At 30.0% G+C, this 18334-nt stretch carries 12 protein-coding genes, 1 pseudogene and 1 other annotated feature; all 13 genes and pseudogenes read right to left on the bottom strand.

Going from position 1 to position 18334, the window contains the following annotated elements; all coding sequences use genetic code 11:
* Nucleotides 1-195 precede the first annotated feature (195 nt).
* Nucleotides 196-1335 (bottom strand): stage V sporulation protein E, encoded by a 1140-nt coding sequence (gene spoVE / locus HF850_RS02665; RefSeq protein ID WP_169103934.1) that lies wholly within the window; start codon nt 1333-1335, stop codon nt 196-198.
* A gap of 24 nt (nt 1336-1359) precedes the next feature.
* Nucleotides 1360-2283, bottom strand: a complete 924-nt coding sequence (gene mraY / locus HF850_RS02660) for a phospho-N-acetylmuramoyl-pentapeptide-transferase (RefSeq protein ID WP_243159372.1) — start codon at nt 2281-2283, stop codon at nt 1360-1362.
* Between the two features lie 83 nt (nt 2284-2366).
* A complete protein-coding gene (murF, locus tag HF850_RS02655) occupies nt 2367-3719 on the bottom strand; it encodes a UDP-N-acetylmuramoyl-tripeptide--D-alanyl-D-alanine ligase (RefSeq protein WP_169103932.1) in 1353 nt (450 codons plus the stop codon).
* A 140-nt stretch (nt 3720-3859) separates the two neighbouring features.
* Complete coding sequence (locus HF850_RS02650) at nt 3860-5320, bottom strand: UDP-N-acetylmuramoyl-L-alanyl-D-glutamate--2,6-diaminopimelate ligase (RefSeq protein WP_169103931.1); 1461 nt, start codon at nt 5318-5320, stop codon at nt 3860-3862.
* Between the two features lie 176 nt (nt 5321-5496).
* Nucleotides 5497-7755, bottom strand: coding sequence for a stage V sporulation protein D (locus tag HF850_RS02645; RefSeq protein WP_169103930.1), 2259 nt, complete (start codon nt 7753-7755; stop codon nt 5497-5499).
* A 289-nt stretch (nt 7756-8044) separates the two neighbouring features.
* Nucleotides 8045-10234 (bottom strand): stage V sporulation protein D, encoded by a 2190-nt coding sequence (locus tag HF850_RS02640; protein ID WP_347564385.1) that lies wholly within the window; start codon nt 10232-10234, stop codon nt 8045-8047.
* Nucleotides 10235-10434: 200 nt separating this feature from the next.
* Nucleotides 10435-10935: a cell division protein FtsL gene (locus tag HF850_RS02635; protein WP_169103929.1), complete on the bottom strand. Its 501-nt coding sequence runs from the start codon at nt 10933-10935 to the stop codon at nt 10435-10437.
* A 33-nt stretch (nt 10936-10968) separates the two neighbouring features.
* Nucleotides 10969-11901, bottom strand: a complete 933-nt coding sequence (gene rsmH, locus HF850_RS02630; protein ID WP_169103928.1) for a 16S rRNA (cytosine(1402)-N(4))-methyltransferase RsmH — start codon at nt 11899-11901, stop codon at nt 10969-10971.
* A 79-nt stretch (nt 11902-11980) separates the two neighbouring features.
* A pseudogene (locus tag HF850_RS15560) lies at nt 11981-12259 on the bottom strand (cell division/cell wall cluster transcriptional repressor MraZ); the annotation flags it as partial.
* 231 nt (nt 12260-12490) lie between these two features.
* Nucleotides 12491-12775: a hypothetical protein gene (locus HF850_RS02625; protein ID WP_169103927.1), complete on the bottom strand. Its 285-nt coding sequence runs from the start codon at nt 12773-12775 to the stop codon at nt 12491-12493.
* A gap of 603 nt (nt 12776-13378) precedes the next feature.
* Complete coding sequence (gene pheT / locus HF850_RS02620; RefSeq protein ID WP_169103926.1) at nt 13379-15757, bottom strand: phenylalanine--tRNA ligase subunit beta; 2379 nt, start codon at nt 15755-15757, stop codon at nt 13379-13381.
* A 251-nt stretch (nt 15758-16008) separates the two neighbouring features.
* The gene (gene pheS, locus HF850_RS02615; RefSeq protein ID WP_169103925.1) at nt 16009-17028 is read right to left on the bottom strand and encodes a phenylalanine--tRNA ligase subunit alpha; all 1020 of its coding nucleotides are present in this window, start codon (nt 17026-17028) and stop codon (nt 16009-16011) included.
* 153 nt (nt 17029-17181) lie between these two features.
* Nucleotides 17182-17405: a binding site (T-box leader), on the bottom strand.
* A 98-nt stretch (nt 17406-17503) separates the two neighbouring features.
* Entirely contained in the window at nt 17504-18334 is an 831-nt protein-coding gene (locus HF850_RS02610) for a MerR family transcriptional regulator (protein ID WP_347564382.1), read from the bottom strand.

The raw sequence follows: 18334 nt of genomic DNA, 5'->3' as shown, positions 1-18334 counted from the left end.
GGGATTAGTCTAGAGTCTACTATTTCCAAATTAGGACTAGTAGCTTAAATTTTTCCTATTTACTGCACAAGTCTAGTTATTTACATAAATATATTTAATTTTAATTACATTTTATATTTTTCCATATATTTAACCAATAAAAAAATGACTGTTGAATTTGTAATATTTTTATTACTACTCAACGGTCATTTTTTATTAAAACTCTTTTCCTTCTACCTGACGTGATATATTAAGCAAAACTCCCATAGCCGTCAGATTTATTACCAGAGATGTACCACCATAACTTATAAATGGTAATGGAACTCCTGTTACTGGCATAGAACCTGTTACAACGGCAATATTAATTATTGCTTGAACAGCTATTACAGATGTTATTCCTATAGCAAGCAATGTTCCATAAGTATCTTTTGCTTTAATTGCAACATTTATACCTCTCCATATAAATATTATAAATAAAGAAATTATAACAAGACATCCTATAAGACCAAGTTCTTCTCCTATTATAGAAAATATAAAGTCATTATGAGGTTCCGGCATATACAATGTCTTTTGCCTTGATTGACCAAGACCTAACCCAGTCACTCCCCCTGCACCTAATGCATAAAAAGATTGAATAAGTTGATATCCATTTCCTGCTGGATCCTTCCAAGGATTTATGAAATTAAGCATTCTATCTCTTCTGTATTCGCTAGAAAAAGTAAAGAATAATGCTGCCAAAATCATAGCTGGAGCAACAATTCCAAATAAATGTCTTATTCTTCCTCCAGATGCAAATAGCATTATGAATGTAACTATCATAATAACTGATGCAATACTTAAGTTTTTTTCTGCAAGAACAAGTCCTGCAAAAAATCCTGAAAAACAAAGATAAGGTATTATACCTTTCTTAAAATCCTTTATGCCCTCACCTTTTTTTTCTAACTTAAAAGCTAAGAAAAAAACTACTGTATACTTTGCAAGGTCAGATGGCTGAAAGCTTAAAGGTCCTAGCTTTATCCATCTTTGTGCACCATTTGTACCTGGAAATAAAAACACTAAAAAAAGTAGTAGTATACATATACCTACAAGCCATGGCGTATACTTTTTAAGCTTATGATAGTCAAATCCCATCATAAAAAACATACAACCAAGTCCTACAAATACCCATAAAATCTGTTTCTTTAAAAAGAACATACTATCCTTATATGTGAACATGGAATAATAAGAACTTGCCGAATATATCATTACAGTTCCTATAGCCAAAAGGAAAAGTACCGTATAAAAAATCCCATAATCAAAATTACCCATTGGGGATTTTCTTTTTATTTTTTTTCTTTTAGGATTACTGATATTCATACAAAAATCCTCCAAATCAAATTGTTAAATAGCCATAAATCCTATAATACATAACACTGTTGTGACACATGAAAATACTGTTACTATTTTCACTTCACTCCATCCACATTGTTCAAAATGATGATGTATTGGAGACATTTTAAATACTCTTTTTCCTGTAAGTTTAAATGATGTAACTTGTATTATTACAGATAAAGTTTCTATTAGATACACCCCGCCAACTATAATAACTAAAAATTCCATTTTCATCATCAATGCTAATGTACCAATTGCCCCACCTAATGCTAGAGATCCTGTATCACCCATAAATATTTTAGCTGGGAAAGCATTATACCTTAAGAATCCTAATAAAGCACCAGTTAAAGTTATAGCAAATATTGCAACTGCCATATTTCCTGTTTTATAACCTACTATTGTAAAGAAAGTAAGAACAATTATAGTAACAGATGTTGCAAGACCATCAATTCCATCTGTTAAATTTACTGCGTTTGTTACTGCAGCATAATAAATAACTATAAATGGTATATATAATATTTTTAAATTAGGTCTAAAGTTTCTCATAAATGGTATTAATACATCTGTTCCTATATTCTTATATCCATACCATGCTAATGCTACCGAAAATAAAAGTAATAGAACCATCTTTTGTCCTGCTTTTAATCCTTCATTCTGCTTATGAATTATCTTAAGCATATCATCTAAGAAACCTATAAATCCAAAAGCTAGAAATGAATAAAAAATTATCATTTCTTGAGATTTAAAACCTCTACCTAATATTAAAATAGTAGCAGCTACAGAAATAAAAAATATTAATCCTCCCATTGTTGGAGTACCAGCCTTTTTCTGGTGACTCTTTGGGCCTTCTTTTCTTATATTCTGTCCAAATTTTAATTTGTGCAGTATTGGGATAAATATTGGTCCCAGCACAAGTGAAAATACTAATGCCATAAAAAATGGCGCTATTAATGTTAAGCTAGGTAAACTTCTTACCGTCTCCTCCATCTATATGTCCTCCTACGTTTTATTTATTTTTATAATTCTTTAATTATTTCTTCAAATTTTGCACTTCTTGATGCTTTTACAAGTAATGTATCATCATCTTTTATCATTGTTTTTAATCCTGCTATAAGATCTTCCTTTGTATCATATACAAATGTTTTATCTCCAAAACCTTCTTTATATTGTTCTTTAAAATCACCAGTTGTTAAAAGTATATCTGCTCTATCCTTTGCAAAACTCCCAACTTCTTTATGTGCCTCTTTTGCATGTGAACCAAGTTCGCCCATAGTTCCAAGTATAGCAATTTTTCTCTTTCCTGAGTAATTCTTAAGTACATTTAATGCAGCTTTCATAGAATCTGGATTTGCATTATAAGAATCATTTATTATGGTAAAATTATCTTTCTTTATAAATTCAAGTCTCATAGATGTAGCTTTGAAATTTTCAAGACCTTTTTCCATTTCTTCAAAAGTCAATCCTAAATCTAATCCTATCTGAATTCCTAAAAGTGCATTTAAAACATTATGTTCTCCAACCATATTCAAAGTAAACTCATGAGTTTTCTTACTTTTTGTCACTACTTCAAAAGATGTAGTATCACAAGTAAGTTTTACATTTCTGGCATATAAATCATAACTTTCATCATAACCAGTTTTTTGTAAATTATACTTTTCACTTTCTTTCACTGTTTTTAACATATCATTTTCACAGTTTATTACAAGGTCATTCTTGTTTTCAAAGAAATCAGAAATACTCATCTTCTCTTTTAGTATATTTTCTCTAGTCTTTAAATATTCTATATGAGCCACTCCGATATTTGTTATTGCTGCAATATCTGGTTTGGCTATACTTGCTAGTCTGTGTATTTCCCCAAAATTACTTGTTCCCATTTCTAATACAGCAACATCATAATCTTTAGATAATTCAAATATCATAAGTGGAAGACCTATATCATTATTAAAATTGCCTTGTGTCTTAAATACTCTATACTTTCCACTTAAAAATGCCGCTATTAAATCCTTTGTTGATGTTTTCCCAGTTGAACCAGTTATAGATACAACCTTTATTCCAAGTTTACTTCTATAATATGCTGCCAAATCTCCAAGAGCTATTCTTGTATCTTTTACTTTTATAATAGTTCCTTTTCCGTTTAATTCTTCTTCCTTAAAATTCACTTCATCTACTATTACAACAGATGCACCTTTTTCAATAGCTGAAACTGCATAATTATTTCCATTAAAATTATCACCTTTTAATGCAATAAATAAATTTTCTTGTTCAATCTTTCTTGTATCTGTAGAAATTTTATTAAAAATACCTTCATTATTTTTAACTATGACTTCTCCATTTACAGCTTGAATCACTTCATTTAAATTTAAATCCAAAATCATCACCCCGATAGTTCAGTTAACTGTTAACAGTTAACAGTTGAAATTAGTCAGTTAACGGTTAACTGTTGACAGCTAACAATTATTTATTAATTTAATATATAATATTACATTTCAATAATCACAAAATAATTTAGCTATTTCAATTTTGAATCTAATATTTCTTTTACTACTTCACGTTCATCAAAATGTATTGTTTCATCTTTTAATATTTGATATGTTTCATGTCCTTTTCCTGCTATAACAATAACGTCGCCATCTTTGGCAATGTTAATTGCTTCCTTAATAGCATCTTTTCTATTTTCTATAATAATATAGTTATCTTTATCAAGACCTGCTTTTATATCTTCAATAATAGCCATAGGTTCTTCACTTCTTGGATTATCAGATGTTATTATAGCAATATCAGCTAAGTCTACACCTATTTTACCCATCTGTGGTCTTTTAACCTTATCTCTATCTCCACCACATCCAAAGATTGCTATAAGTCTTCCTTTTGTAAATGCTTTAGCTGTTTCTAATATATTTTCAAGTCCATCTGGAGTATGAGCATAATCTATTATTATTTCATAAGGAAGATTATATTCACGTGCTACTCTTTCACATCTTCCAGGTACAACAACTCTTTCAATGCCTTCTTTTATGGCTTTTTCACTTATTCCTAACTTAAAACATACTCCTATAGCACCTAATGCATTATATATATTATATTCACCTGGTATGTTTAACACAAAATCCTCTGGTTTTTCTAAATTAACTTTGAATTCTATCTCTCTACTTCCCATCTTTTCATCATAAGCTTTAAAATCAGAATCCTTTTTAACTGAGAAAGTATAAACGTCATTTAAATTTAGCTTCATACAGTCTTCAACTACTTTCATTCCATAATTGTCGTCAATATTTACTAATTTTATTCTACTTCTTTCAAACAATTTAAATTTAGCTTCATAATAGTTTTCAAATGTTTTATGGAAATCAAGATGGTCTCTTGTAAGATTTGTGAATATAGCACCATCAAATTGTATTCCATATACTCTGTCTAAAGCCAATGAGTGAGATGATACTTCCATAACACAATACTCTACCTCACTTTCAACCATTCTTCCGAATAATTCTTGAAGTTCAAGAGATTCTGGAGTTGTTCTTTCTGTATGAATCTTTTCACTACCTATGTAGTTAGCAATAGTACCTATTAATCCTACCTTTTTTCCCTCTGCTTCTAATATATCTTTTATCATAAAAGCAGTTGTAGTCTTTCCATTTGTTCCTGTTACTCCAATCATCTTCATCTTTCTGCTTGGATTGTCATAAAAATTAGCACCTATTACAGCTAAGGCTTTTCTTGTATCATTGCATTTTATTACTGTTACATCCTTATCTTTTATTTCTACATTATCTTGAAGTACAATTACAGATGCACCATTTTCTAATGCTTTATCAATATACTTATGTCCATCAGTTGCAAATCCCTTTATACAAACAAAAATATCATTTTTCCTTACTTTTCTGCTGTCATAGTTTATACTGCCAACTTTTAAATCAATACTTCCTTGAACTACTTCATAGTCAAGAGTTTCTAAAATAGTTTTAAGATTCATACCATTATCTCCTATCATTTAAAGTTTTATAACCTATTAACTACTAACAATTAATTGTTGCACTTATAATAACATTAAATTGTTAATTGTTAATTTAATTACATAATATATGTAATTAAATATAGCATGTGAGCATTACCCACATGCTAGTTTTTATCATTCTGATTATAGTATTATTAATCTTTATAATCAGAATTTAAAATAATCTTTACAGTTGTTCCTTTTTGAATAACTTCTCCACTGGAAATCTCCTGATCACTTACCATTCCATTTCCTTCAAATACAGGTGTTATTCCAAGGCTGTTTAATAAAGTACTTGCTTCTTCTTTAGAATATCCTCTAACATCTGGCATTGCAACATTATTATTATAATTCTCGTCACCAGTTGTGTAAAGATTTATTTTCGAACCTTCCTTAACAGAATACCCTGGATATGGTGTGATAGATACTACAGTTTCTCCATCCCCATCTATATTAAAATCTAAATTACTATCTTTCAATGCTTTTTTAGCATCTGAAACACTCATTCCTCTAATCTCTGGAACTATTTCTTCACGAATTATCTGCCCTTCATTTTCATTTTTAAATTCTTCATTTAGATAATTGAATATATCTGAGAATAATGTTTTTCCATAAGGAGCTGCTACCTGACCTGCATAGTATGCTCCATTACTTGGTTCATCCACTGTTATCATTATAGTAACTTTAGGATCATCTACTGGAGCCATTCCTACAAATGAAGATATATATTTGCCACAATATTTACCATTTTCAACTTTTTGAGCTGTTCCTGTTTTACCACCAATATGATATCCTTCTATAAATGTTGATTTTCCTGACCCAGCTGTTACAACCAGTTCAAGATAACTTCTTAACTCTGCTGTCTTTTCTGCAGTAGCAACTACAGTATTAGTTGGATTGAACACTTCATCTACGATTTTATTTCCTTGATCATCTTCATGTGTTATTTCCTTCATTACATGAGGCTGAATTAAATTACCACCATTAGCTACTGCATTGAATGCAGCCATATATTGAACTGAATTTACTGTATTAGTTTGTCCAAATGCTATAGTAGCAAGATCTGCTTCTGTTATCTTATCTACTCTTTTAACAATACCTTTTGCTTCTCCTGGCAAATCTATTCCAGAGACTTCACCAAAACCAAATTTTTTTATAGATTCGCATAATTTCTCTTTGCCTATCATTGCACCAAGTTCCATAAAACCAACATTACATGAATTTTGTATTATCTCCGGAAACTTTTGTTGACCATGGCCTTGAGTTCTCCAGCATTTAGGATGTATTCCCCCTACTGATAATGAACCATTACAGTAAAAGCCTGTATCAGCATTTACTACACCTTCTTCAAGTCCTGTAATTGCTGTTATTACTTTGAATATAGATCCTGGTTCAAATGTATCATTAACAAGTCTGTTTCTCCACATTTTCTGAATCTTCTCCATATTTGTATTTCCTTCAAAATTTTCAGCTCCCTCATATGGTTTATTAGGATCGAAGTCAGGCTTGGTTACCATAGCTAAAATCTCACCATTTTTAGGATTCATAATAAGTACGGATACAGCTTTAGCCTTATTGTCTTCATAACATTCCTGAGCTGTCTTTTCTGCAAATAACTGAATATTTTCATCTATAGTTAGTGTTACATCTTTACCATTTTCAGGTGATGTAAATTCTGAAATTGTATATGGAAGATCTCTCTTATTCTTCTCTAATTCTGTTATCTTAACTCCCGGTGTTCCAGATAAATATTTATTGTATTGAAGTTCTACACCTGTAAGGCCCTTACCATCAATATTTGTACTTCCAAGAACATGTGATAAAAAGTTACCATTAGGATAATATCTCTTTGTATCTGGTGATACAATAACACCACTTATCTGTAAATTTTTAACCTTATCTGCCTCTGCTTTTTCTATTCTTCTTACTAGTGTTGCAGATCCAGCTGCAGCTCCACTTGGAAGCCTTGTTTCAAGTTTGTCCTGAACCTTTGATGTTTCCATTCCTAAAGCACTAGCTATTTTGACTGCTATATCATTTGTAGTTATTCCTTCATCATTTGTAGGAAGGGGAATTCCAGCACTTTTTCTCTGTGCTATCTGTTCATCTGATAAGTCACCCAATTTAGTTTTTAAATACGTTCTTATGGAATTCAGATCGAAATCTACCCTGTATAGATTAGCAGATACTGCTAATTCCTTACCATTTCTATCTAATATTTTTCCTCTAATTGCATCAATTTTTACTTCACTCGTCCATTGCTCCTCTGCACGTTCAGCATAATCAGGAGCTTTTATTATCATTATATAAGATAACCTTATTATTAAAACTGAGATTACTGCTGTCATTGCAAAAGTAACTACTGCCATTCTTCTTCGCATCTGCCCTCTGTCTTTAAAATTATTCTTTTTCAAAATATGATTCCCCCATCATAAATTCTATTCAGGTTATTCATCCTATAACCGTACCTCCTACCCTATTTAATATAAAACAACCATTTTAAATCATTTTAATTGAAGTTTTACATTATAATTTATATATAAACATAAAGCTTATTTTGTTCCCCTTTTTACTAATAATATTCATATATTTTCAATTTATTCATATCAAAAACTTCTGTAATACTATAGCATATTATCCTATTATTTTTTGCCAATAAAAAACAGCCCGTGCGTCAAAATACGAGCTGTTTTTTTATAATCATTAGTCTTTATAATTCATATTTAATTTTAATGCTGCAGTGGTTCCTTTAGCTATTATCTCACCTGGAGATATACTCTGTTCCGCCACTACACCCTCACCTTCAAAGACTACTGACAGTCCTAAATTCTCTAATACCTTCGATGCATCTTCTTTAGCATATCCTCTGACATCTGGCATTACAATGTTCTTACTGTCATCAGAGCTTCCTGATGCTGAAATAGTTATCTTAGAACCTTCTTTAACTGCAGTTCCTGGATATGGTTTTACTGAAGCTACCTTATCTCCATCAGTATCTATTTCATATTCTAAATTCAAGTCACTTAACACTTTGATTGCGTCATCCTTCTTCATTCCTCTTATTTCTGGAATTATATGTTCCTTAGCGATCTTATTTTCTCCTTCATTTGAGAACTTATTGTTTAAATAATTAAATATATCCATAAATAATGGCTTTGCATATGGAGCTGCAACCTGGCTTGCATAATACATTCCAGTACTAGGTTCATCAACTGTGATCATAACTGTAACCTTGGGATCATCTACTGGTGCCATTCCTACAAATGAAGATATATATTTACCATCTATATATCTTCCATTTTCCATTTTTTTAGCAGTACCTGTCTTACCACCTATATGATATCCATCTATAAATGTTGCTGTGGACGAACCTGACGTTACAACTCTTTCAAGATAAGATCTAAGTTCTGCTGTCTTGTCTTCACTTGCAACAATCTTTTTATTTGGATTATATGTTTCATCAACTACTTTTGCACCATTATCATCTTCATGGGTTATTTCTTTCATAAGATGAGGCTGTATCCATGTACCACCATTAGCTACTGCATTAAATGCTGCCATATATTGTACAGAGTTTACTGTATTTGTATGACCAAACGATATTGTTGCCAAATCTGTTGTTGAAGTATTTTCAGGAGTTTTAACTATTCCTTCAGTTTCACCTTGTAAGTCAATTCCTGTAATTTTTCCAAATCCAAACTTTTTAATATATTCATATAATTTTTCTTTACCAAGCATTTCTCCTACTTTTATAAAACCAATATTACATGAATTTTGAACTATTTCAGGGAAGGTCTGAGCTCCATGTCCTCCAAGTTCCCAACAATTAATAGTTCTATCTGCTATTTTTATGCTTCCATTACAATAAAATGTAGAATCATCATTAACTACATTTTCTTCTAAAGCAGCTATTGCTGTTATAACTTTAAATATAGAACCTGGTTCAAATGAATCACTTACAAGTCTGTTTCTCCACATTTTCTGAATCTTGTCGCTCTCTGTTTCCCCATCAAATCCTTCATATCCTTCATAAGGTGTATTAGGATTAAAATCAGGTTTATTTGCCATAGCAAGTACTTCACCTGTCTTTGGATCCATTACAAGTACTGAAGCAGCTTTTGCTTTATTATTTGTATATGCTTCTTCTGCTGCCTTTTCTGCAAATGACTGGATTGTTTCATCTATTGTAAGATTTACATCCTTACCATTTACTGGTGATGTAAAAGCAGACTGTGAATATGGAAGATCATTATTATTCTTATCAAATTCTCCAATTTTAATTCCTGGTATTCCCGATAAATACGTGTTATATTCACTTTCAATTCCAGTAAGCCCTTTTCCATCTGTATCCGTACATCCAAGAACATGAGCTAAGAAATTATTGTTAGGATAGATTCTTTTTGTGTCCTTAGATACTACTATTCCATCAATTTTAAGATCTTTTACCTTATCTGCCTGATCTTTTTCTATTCTTCTTATTAAAGTTGCAGCATCAGCTGGCATACCACTTTCTAATCTAGTGTCTAGCTTTTTTAATACTACATCCTTATCCATATCTAAAGCATTAGCGATTACTGGTGCAATATCATTTATTGTCAGATCATTATCTCCATTTGGAACTGGGATTCCAAGGCTCTGTCTTCTTGCTATTTCCTTTGAACTAAGTCTACTTAAATTTGTAGACAAATAATCTCTAAGTGTTTTTAAATCCAAGTCAACTCTATAAACATCAGCTGATACAGCAAGTTCCTTTCCATTTCTATCTAATATTTTCCCTCTTACTGCATCAATTTTTACTTCACTTGTCCATTGTTCTTCAGCCATTCCAGCATATTCTGGTGCCTTTATAGTCATTATATATGTTAATCTAATAATTAAAATCCCCAAAAACACATACAAACCATACCTTGCTAATCTTAATCTTCCATAATTCTTCTTAGTATTTCTTACAATTTTCTTCCCGGTATTATTTTTTATATTACGTATCTTTTTCCTTTTCAACTACGTTCCCCCATTTATCCTCTTAAACACTTAAGACTCAGATAGAAATATTTTTTCAAAAATCCCTTCTGAGTCCTTACTTTTAATTATATTTATTTAAATATATCAGCAATCTTAGAGAATAGTCCTTTTCCAGAATTTTTAACACTATGATTTTCCTGCGAAACACCACTGAAATAATTTTCTGAGAAATCTATTTTTACAACATCATTTGTAGACGGCATATGCATTCCTAGTTTTGTACTTGCATTGTCTTCAATATTGCTTAAAGATGAATATTTAAGTAATTTAACTTTTAAAGCTTCATTTTCTTCTTTCATCGTTTTTATAGTGCTATCTAGTTGAGTAACTTGTCTCTGCATATTGTATATATTTGTGTCTCCAGCTATTGTAACACATCCTATTATAAAAACAGTTGCAACAACTAAAAACATATATTTTCTATCACTTTTTTTATTTGCAATTATTGCTCTTTCTTTGCTCTTTTTTCTTAGTATACTATTTTTCTTTTTATTATTTTTACTTATCTTAGGTTTTCTAACAGGAGCTACTGCTGTATTTCCTTTTATATATCCATACTCTCTTCCCTGCATTACACTTCACTTCCCCATCCATTATACAATATTCTATATTTTCTCAACAACTCTCACTTTTGCACTTCTACTTCTTGGATTCTCTTCTACTTCCTGCTTTGTAGGCGCAATTCCCTTTTTGCTTAATACTTTTACTAATGGCTTTTTCCCACATACACACACTGGAAATTCTTTTGGACATGTACATGGATTTTCTAATTCTCTAAATTTTAATTTTACTATTCTGTCTTCTAATGAATGGAATGTAATAATAGCCATTCTTCCACCTTTATTAAGTCTGTTAATTCCATCTTCAATAGTTTTATTTAATATCTTCAATTCAGAATTAACTTCTATTCTTATAGCCTGAAAAGTTCTCTTTGCTGGATGTGGGCCTTCTCTTCTAGCTTTGGCTGGAATTGCAGCTTTTATTATATCTACAAGCTCAAAAGTTGTTTCTATTGGCTTTATACTTCTCTTATTAACTATAAAGTTAGCTATTCTCTTAGCAAATTTTTCTTCACCATAATCTCTTATTATTCTGTAAAGGTCATCTTCACTATAATTATTTACAACATCATAGGCTGAAAAATCATTATCTCTATTCATTCTCATATCTAATTGAGCATCTTGCATATAACTGAAGCCTCTAGAAGCTTCATCAAGCTGATATGATGATACTCCAAGATCCATTAATATACCGTCTACTTTATCTACATCAAGTTCTGTTAGTATATTATCTATATTATAAAAATTACTATGAACGTATCTTACATTATCATAATCCTTTAATCTTTCTTTTGCTGCTTTTAAAGCATCCCTATCTTGATCAATTCCGATAAGCATTCCATCTTTTGATAAATGCTTTAAAATATGTGATGAATGTCCTGCTCCCCCTAATGTACAGTCAACATAAATCCCATCTTCTTTAATGTTTAATGCATCAATACATTCATTTAACAAAACCGATACATGTTTAAATTCCATAATAAAAACTCCTTATATTTCCCAAATCATTCATTTTTTCCGTTATAGCATTAAAACTTACATCTGAGCTATTATATTAAGTCCACTTTTCTTTACTACAAATTTCAACTCTAGATAATACTCCTATATTTACTATGTCCTTTTCTATTCAAGCATATTCTTTTAAATTTTACAGAATCAACTTTGTGAACTATTTTTTCAAATGCTCCTGAAAAAAGAATCTGTGAAATGCTCACGCATCCCTATTAGTTAAAGGCAAAGTTTTTAATTTATTTTCTAGTATTTTCAATTTTCTAAGTGGATAATCATATAACCATTGGTTTATAGATTTTATTTTAAACTCAACTGATAAAATCATTCCTGCCTTAAAATTTAATTAAATATTCATATGCCAAAAATATTCTCAGCTTCGCTTAAATAAAAAATTGGCTTAATTCTAACCACTTCTAACCACTTTAAATGTCTATATCCTATATCTATATTCTATATCAGTTCTTTATTTCCTCCTCATTATTGAATAAAATTATATTTTTATTATTTTAGAAATATTTAACTATATTTTTTTACATTTTACAAATAATATAATATATTATTCTATAAATTTACAATTTTTAAGATCGTAATATATATTCATCAAAATAAGAATCACAAATAATATTATAAGCCATAAAGGCCCTTCAAGAGGTGACTTTAATAATCCCATTGCAGCTTTAATTAAGAAATAAAAATAAATAATATAATTCCCCATAAAAATAATATTTATCCACTTGTGCTTAGTATTATTTTCTTTTGCAAATGTTCTTATAAGTCCTATTGTATAAAGACTTTTCCATATTACTATAGCTGTAATTAAAGCAATTATTATAATACCCATTTGTAATCACCTGCTTTACTTTTAATATTTATTATTAATGTTATTTTTTCATCCAATAAAAAATACTTTTTTAAATAAACAATAAAATTTGTAATTTATTTTATTGTATATGCTTTAACTTTGATAAAAAGATTTTATATATAAATTTTACCATAAACACAAAACTTAAGTAATTCTAAATATAAACTTATAGTTTTAATTTTCTTATAACTTTTCTTAAAACTCACTTCTATTTTTAAATAAATTTGCATTAACATTAAATCCCTTTTAATTTAAATGTTGTAAGATTATTCATTAATTAGATATAATAGTATTAACACTAAGTTTAAAAGGGAGGAATACATATCATGTACGACTTATTAATATATGCTTCTATAGGTGCTTGTATAATTAGTATAATTATAACTCTATTCAAAACAATAGCAGGAAAATCATAACTATATTTAAATATTTTGGTTTAATCTCACTATTATTCTCATCTATTTTTTTAAATTCTCTATATTTTCACTTAAAAATAACAATATAAAAAACGAGGATTTTAACACCCTCGTTTCCAAATTATGTTACATTAAATATATTTTAATATATAATGTAAATCATATATTAATCTCTTAATGTTGCACCTAACTTATGTTCTAAAGCTCTTAATATCTTATCGTGAACCTTATTTACATCTTTATCTTGTAATGTCTTGTTTGTATCTCTGTATGCAATTGCATAAGCTATACTCTTCTTACCTTCTGGTATTTGTTTACCTTTATAAATATCGAATAATTCAACTTTTTCTACTAAGTTTCCACCAGCTCTTCTTATAGTATCTTCAATTTCTTGAACTAATATAACATCATCAACTAATAATGCAATATCTCTAGTTACTGCTGGGAATTTTGGAAGTGGTTTATACTTTCTATCCATATCAGCAGCTTCATAAAGAGCATCTAAATTAATTTCAGCTACATAGCAAGGTACATCTACTCCATAGTTTTCAGTTACATCTAAGTGAACTTCTCCTAAAGTAGCAACCACATTTTTTCCAATTACAACCTTAGCTGTTTTTCCTGGATGGTAGCTTACATTTTCACTTTCTCTTTCATACTTAACATTTTTAATTCCTAATCCATCAGTAATGTTTTCAACTGCACCCTTAAGATCTAAGTAATCACAATCTCCATACATACCTATAGTTAATATATGTCTTTCTGTCGGAAGTTTATTTTCATCTTCATTCTTAATGTAAACTTTACCCATTTCGAATAATCTTACATATTCATTGTTTCTTGAGTAGTTTCTGCTTAATGATTCCATCATTGATGGTAAAGTAGTAGTTCTCATTACACTATAATCTTCACCTAATGGATTCTTTATCTTAACTACATTTCTTAATTCACTATCTTCTGGAAGGCATATTTTATCAAATACCTTTGGAGATACAAATGAGTAGCTGATAGATTGATTTAATCCGCTTCCTGTAGCAAGCATTATAACTTTATCATCTAATATTCTCTTTCTGTATTTTGGTTCTCTTCCAGTAGATACGCTGAATGTTGTAGCAGGAATAACATCATATCCATAAATTCTTGCAATTTCTTCTGCTATATCTTCTCTTATTTTAATATCAATTCTAAATGTTGAAGCTGTTACAACTAAGTTATCTCCATCTATTTCTGTTGGCAAATCAACGCTGTCTAAGCATCTCTTCATTTCTTCCTTACTTAAGTTAGTTCCAAGGAATGCATTTACCCACTTAGAATCTACTACAACTTTTCCAGCTTCCTTAACTTTATTGTATATATCTATAGTTCCATCTACAACTTCACCACAACCTAATTCACATACTAAAGCGCAAGCTCTATCTAATGCTAATTTAGCTAAGTTTGGATCTATATCTTTTTCAAATCTGCTTGAAGCTTCACTTCTTAAACCTAATTTCTTAGAGTTAACTCTTATGTTAGTTCCATCAAAGTTTGCAGATTCGAATATAACTTCTGTAGTATCTTCTTTAATTTCTGAGTTTAATCCACCCATTATTCCAGCAAGACCTACTATAGTATCACTGTCTTTAATGCAAAGCATAGAATCATCTAAATTTCTTTCAACTTCATCTAATGTAGTAAACTTTTCTCCTTCTTTAGCTCTTTCAACTACTATTTTGTTAGTTGATATTTCTCTTGCATCATAGGCATGCATTGGTTGACCTAATTCAAGCATAACGAAGTTAGTAATATCAACTATATTATCTATTGGTCTTATACCAGCTTCAAGAAGTCTTTCTTGCATCCATCCTGGTGATGGTTGAACTTTTACGTTCTTAATTTTTCTTGCCATGTATCTTAAGCATAAGTCATCTTTAACTTCTACTTTTAATTCATCTTCTACATTTCCACTACCAGTTACCTTATATTCCATGTTTGGCATCTTATATGTAGTTCTTAATGCAGCAGCTGTTTCTCTAGCCATACCAACCATACTTAAACAGTCTGGTCTGTTTGAAGTTATTTCAAAGTCTAAGATAGCTTTGTTTAACTTTAATACTTCTTTTATATCAGCACCTAAAACAGTGTCTGAAGGTAATATTAATAATCCATGTACTGGTTCATCTCCAGCAATTCCAAGTTCTTCTTCTGAACAGAACATACCGTTTGATGGTACACCTCTTAATTTACCTTTTTTAATTTTAGTTCCATCTGCAAGTGTTGAACCATGTAAAGCTACAGGAACTACATCTTGTTCCTTCATGTTTGTTGCTGCTGTAACTATTTGAATAGTTTCAGTTCCAATATCAACTTGACAGATGCTTAATTTATCTGCATCTGGATGTTTTTCTATTTGAGTAATCTTTCCTGTTACTACTTTATCTATAGTATCACCTTGAATTATTAATTCTTCTAATTGTGATCCTGTTAATGTTAATTTATCTCCTAATTCTTTAGGGCTTACATTTATATCAACGTAATCTTGTAACCAACTGAATGGTACTTTCATAATATCTCCTCCTTAGATCAATTGACAGTTAATAATCGATGCCCCTTTTGGGTACACCTTGTGTGCAATTGACAATTTTATGTGGAAATTCCTGCGGAATTTCTTTGAATTTCTTTCATTATTACTTTGATTTATTTCTTAAACCTTAATCTATAATAACCTTAAATTTAAAAATTGCTCAACAAAAAATATAATTCCAAAAAGCTGCAAGCTTTTCTTACTTAAACTTTCCACTTTCAACTCTCAACTGATTAAAATTGGTCTAAGAATCTCATATCACTTTCGTATAATAATCTTATATCATCTATTCCATATTTAAGCATAACCATTCTATCTACACCAAATCCGAATGCAAATCCACTGTATACTTCTGGATCTATTCCACAGTTTCTTAAAACGTCAGGATGAACCATACCGCATCCTAAGATTTCTATCCAACCACTGTTTTTACATACTCTGCATCCTTCTCCTCCACATACAAAGCAAGTAGCATCCATTTCTGCTGATGGTTCTGTGAATGGGAAGTGGTGAGGTCTGAATTTAGTCTTAACTTTTTCTCCAAACATTTTCTTAGCAAATAATTCTAATGTTCCTTTTAAGTCTGCGAATGTGACTCCCTTGTCTATAACAAGACCTTCCATTTGATAGAATATAGGTGAGTGAGTTGCATCAACTGAATCAGCTCTATAAACTTTACCAGGTGAAATCATCTTTATTGGTGGCTTTTGGTTTTCCATAACTCTAGCTTGAACTGGTGAAGTTTGAGTTCTAAGTACTATATTATCGTTGATGTATAAAGTATCTTGTTCACTTCTAGCTGGATGGTTCTTTGGAATATTTAAAGCTTCAAAGTTATAGTGGTCATATTCTACTTCTGGACCTTCTTCTATAGTGAATCCCATTGATACAAAGATATCTTCCATAGTTTGTAACGTTAAATCAAGAGGATGTCTTTTTCCTATAACCTTCTTCTTTCCTGGAAGTGAAATATCTATAGTTTCACTTGCAAGCTTTTCAGCTTTTTCCTTATTTTTTATTACTGTCATAACTTCTTCTAATTTAGCTTCAACTGTCGCCTTAGCTTCATTAACCATTTTACCTACTAAAGGTCTTTCTTCTGGTGCTACAGATCCCATACCTCTTAGTATTGTAGTAAGTTCTCCCTTCTTTCCAAGGAATTTAACTCTTATTTCTTCTAATTCTGAACTTTTAGTTGCAGCTTCAATTTGCTTTAAAGCTAATTCTTGTAGCTCTTGTAGTTTTTCTTTCATTATTCTTCTCCTTTCAATAGCTTATTCTTCGCTCAAAGTAAAGCTTATCTAATCCATTAAAAATTTGATTAAGCCGTTTAGTTAATATTAAGAATATTATCCTCTTAATTATTAATTTACCAACTTTTTAGCATAAAAAAATCGCCCCTTAAAACAAGGGACGAATTATCCGCGTTACCACCCTAATTGGTGCTTTAAAAAAGCTACCCAACTTAATTTTATTAACGACATTTCCATGCCGCTAGCTACTACTATTATTTCATAGCTAGAACTCCTGAGTGAACTTCATAATTACTTTGCTTAAAAAGGCTTTCAGTCTACAGGCCCTTTCTCCCTGAAAACTCCGTAAAAACTACTCTCTCAATCATAATTTTTAACTTATTTGATTAATACATCTAATTATACAAATAAAGTTTTGAAATTACAATAGTTTTTTCACTTTACGTAACAATAATATATTATAAAAACTTTAACTTTACCTACAAAGCAATTCAATCTTTGCAAGATTATTACCTTTACCTTCTTTGTTAACTCTGGCTATTATTTCAGTTTCTATAAAATCACTAGTGACTCTAATATTATTTGCTTCTGCAAACTTTAAGATTTCATTATAATAATTTCTATTATCAAAAGAGCTGTCATCTATATACATAGTGATATAAGTACCTTTTTGAAGTACAGATATATTACCTAAAGTTATATTTTCTCTATTATTGTAAATATGAATTGTTAAATTCTTAAATACAACCTTATTTTTGTTAACTATATCGTCATAAGAAACAGTAAATCCAATATCACTATTTAATATACCAAACTTTTCTTCTGCATCTATAATAACTTTTCTAAGATTCACTTCTAGCTCTTCTGGTGTCTTCGATATATAATTATATTTAATTACATATCTTTCTTCATTGTCAATTAGAACTATATTATTAAATCCTATACTTACTGCATTATCTATTCTGCTTTCAAAATTATTAAGATGAGATTTCATATTTTCTAATTCAATTATTTTAGCTTCTAATGCCTTTTTCTGCTGTCTTGTTATTTCAAGCATTGATTCTACAGAACTATCATTTCCAATAAGTTCTTTAATATCTTCCAGTGATAATCCCATAGTTTTGCACATCTTTATACAGTCCAGTTTTACAAACTGTTCTATTGAATAATATCTATATCCACTATCTGTATTTATGTGTGCTGGTTTCAACAGATCAATTTTGTCATAAAGTCTCAAGGTTTGAGTAGATATGTTAAACATTTTAGCAATTTCTCCAATAGAAAAATATTTAGATATAAATCCCAC

It is taken from the genome of Clostridium sp. SM-530-WT-3G, assembly GCF_012843905.1.
Classification (GTDB): Bacteria; Bacillota; Clostridia; order Clostridiales; family Clostridiaceae; genus Clostridium.
The sequence above is the reverse complement of the archived record's forward strand: the minus strand, read 5'-3'. Positions and strand labels throughout refer to the sequence as shown.

Bases quoted from the DNA above. Each gene is read 5' to 3' on its own strand.
- spoVE (WP_169103934.1), bottom strand. From the start codon at position 1,335: ATGAATATCAGTAATCCTAAAAGAAAAAAAATAAAAAGAAAATCCCCA.
- mraY (WP_243159372.1), bottom strand. From the start codon at position 2,283: ATGGCATTAGTATTTTCACTTGTGCTGGGACCAATATTTATCCCAATA.
- HF850_RS02650 (WP_169103931.1), bottom strand. From the start codon at position 5,320: ATGAATCTTAAAACTATTTTAGAAACTCTTGACTATGAAGTAGTTCAA.
- HF850_RS02635 (WP_169103929.1), bottom strand. From the start codon at position 10,935: ATGCAGGGAAGAGAGTATGGATATATAAAAGGAAATACAGCAGTAGCT.
- rsmH (WP_169103928.1), bottom strand. From the start codon at position 11,901: ATGGAATTTAAACATGTATCGGTTTTGTTAAATGAATGTATTGATGCA.
- HF850_RS02625 (WP_169103927.1), bottom strand. From the start codon at position 12,775: ATGGGTATTATAATAATTGCTTTAATTACAGCTATAGTAATATGGAAA.
- pheT (WP_169103926.1), bottom strand. From the start codon at position 15,757: ATGAAAGTACCATTCAGTTGGTTACAAGATTACGTTGATATAAATGTA.
- pheS (WP_169103925.1), bottom strand. From the start codon at position 17,028: ATGAAAGAAAAACTACAAGAGCTACAAGAATTAGCTTTAAAGCAAATT.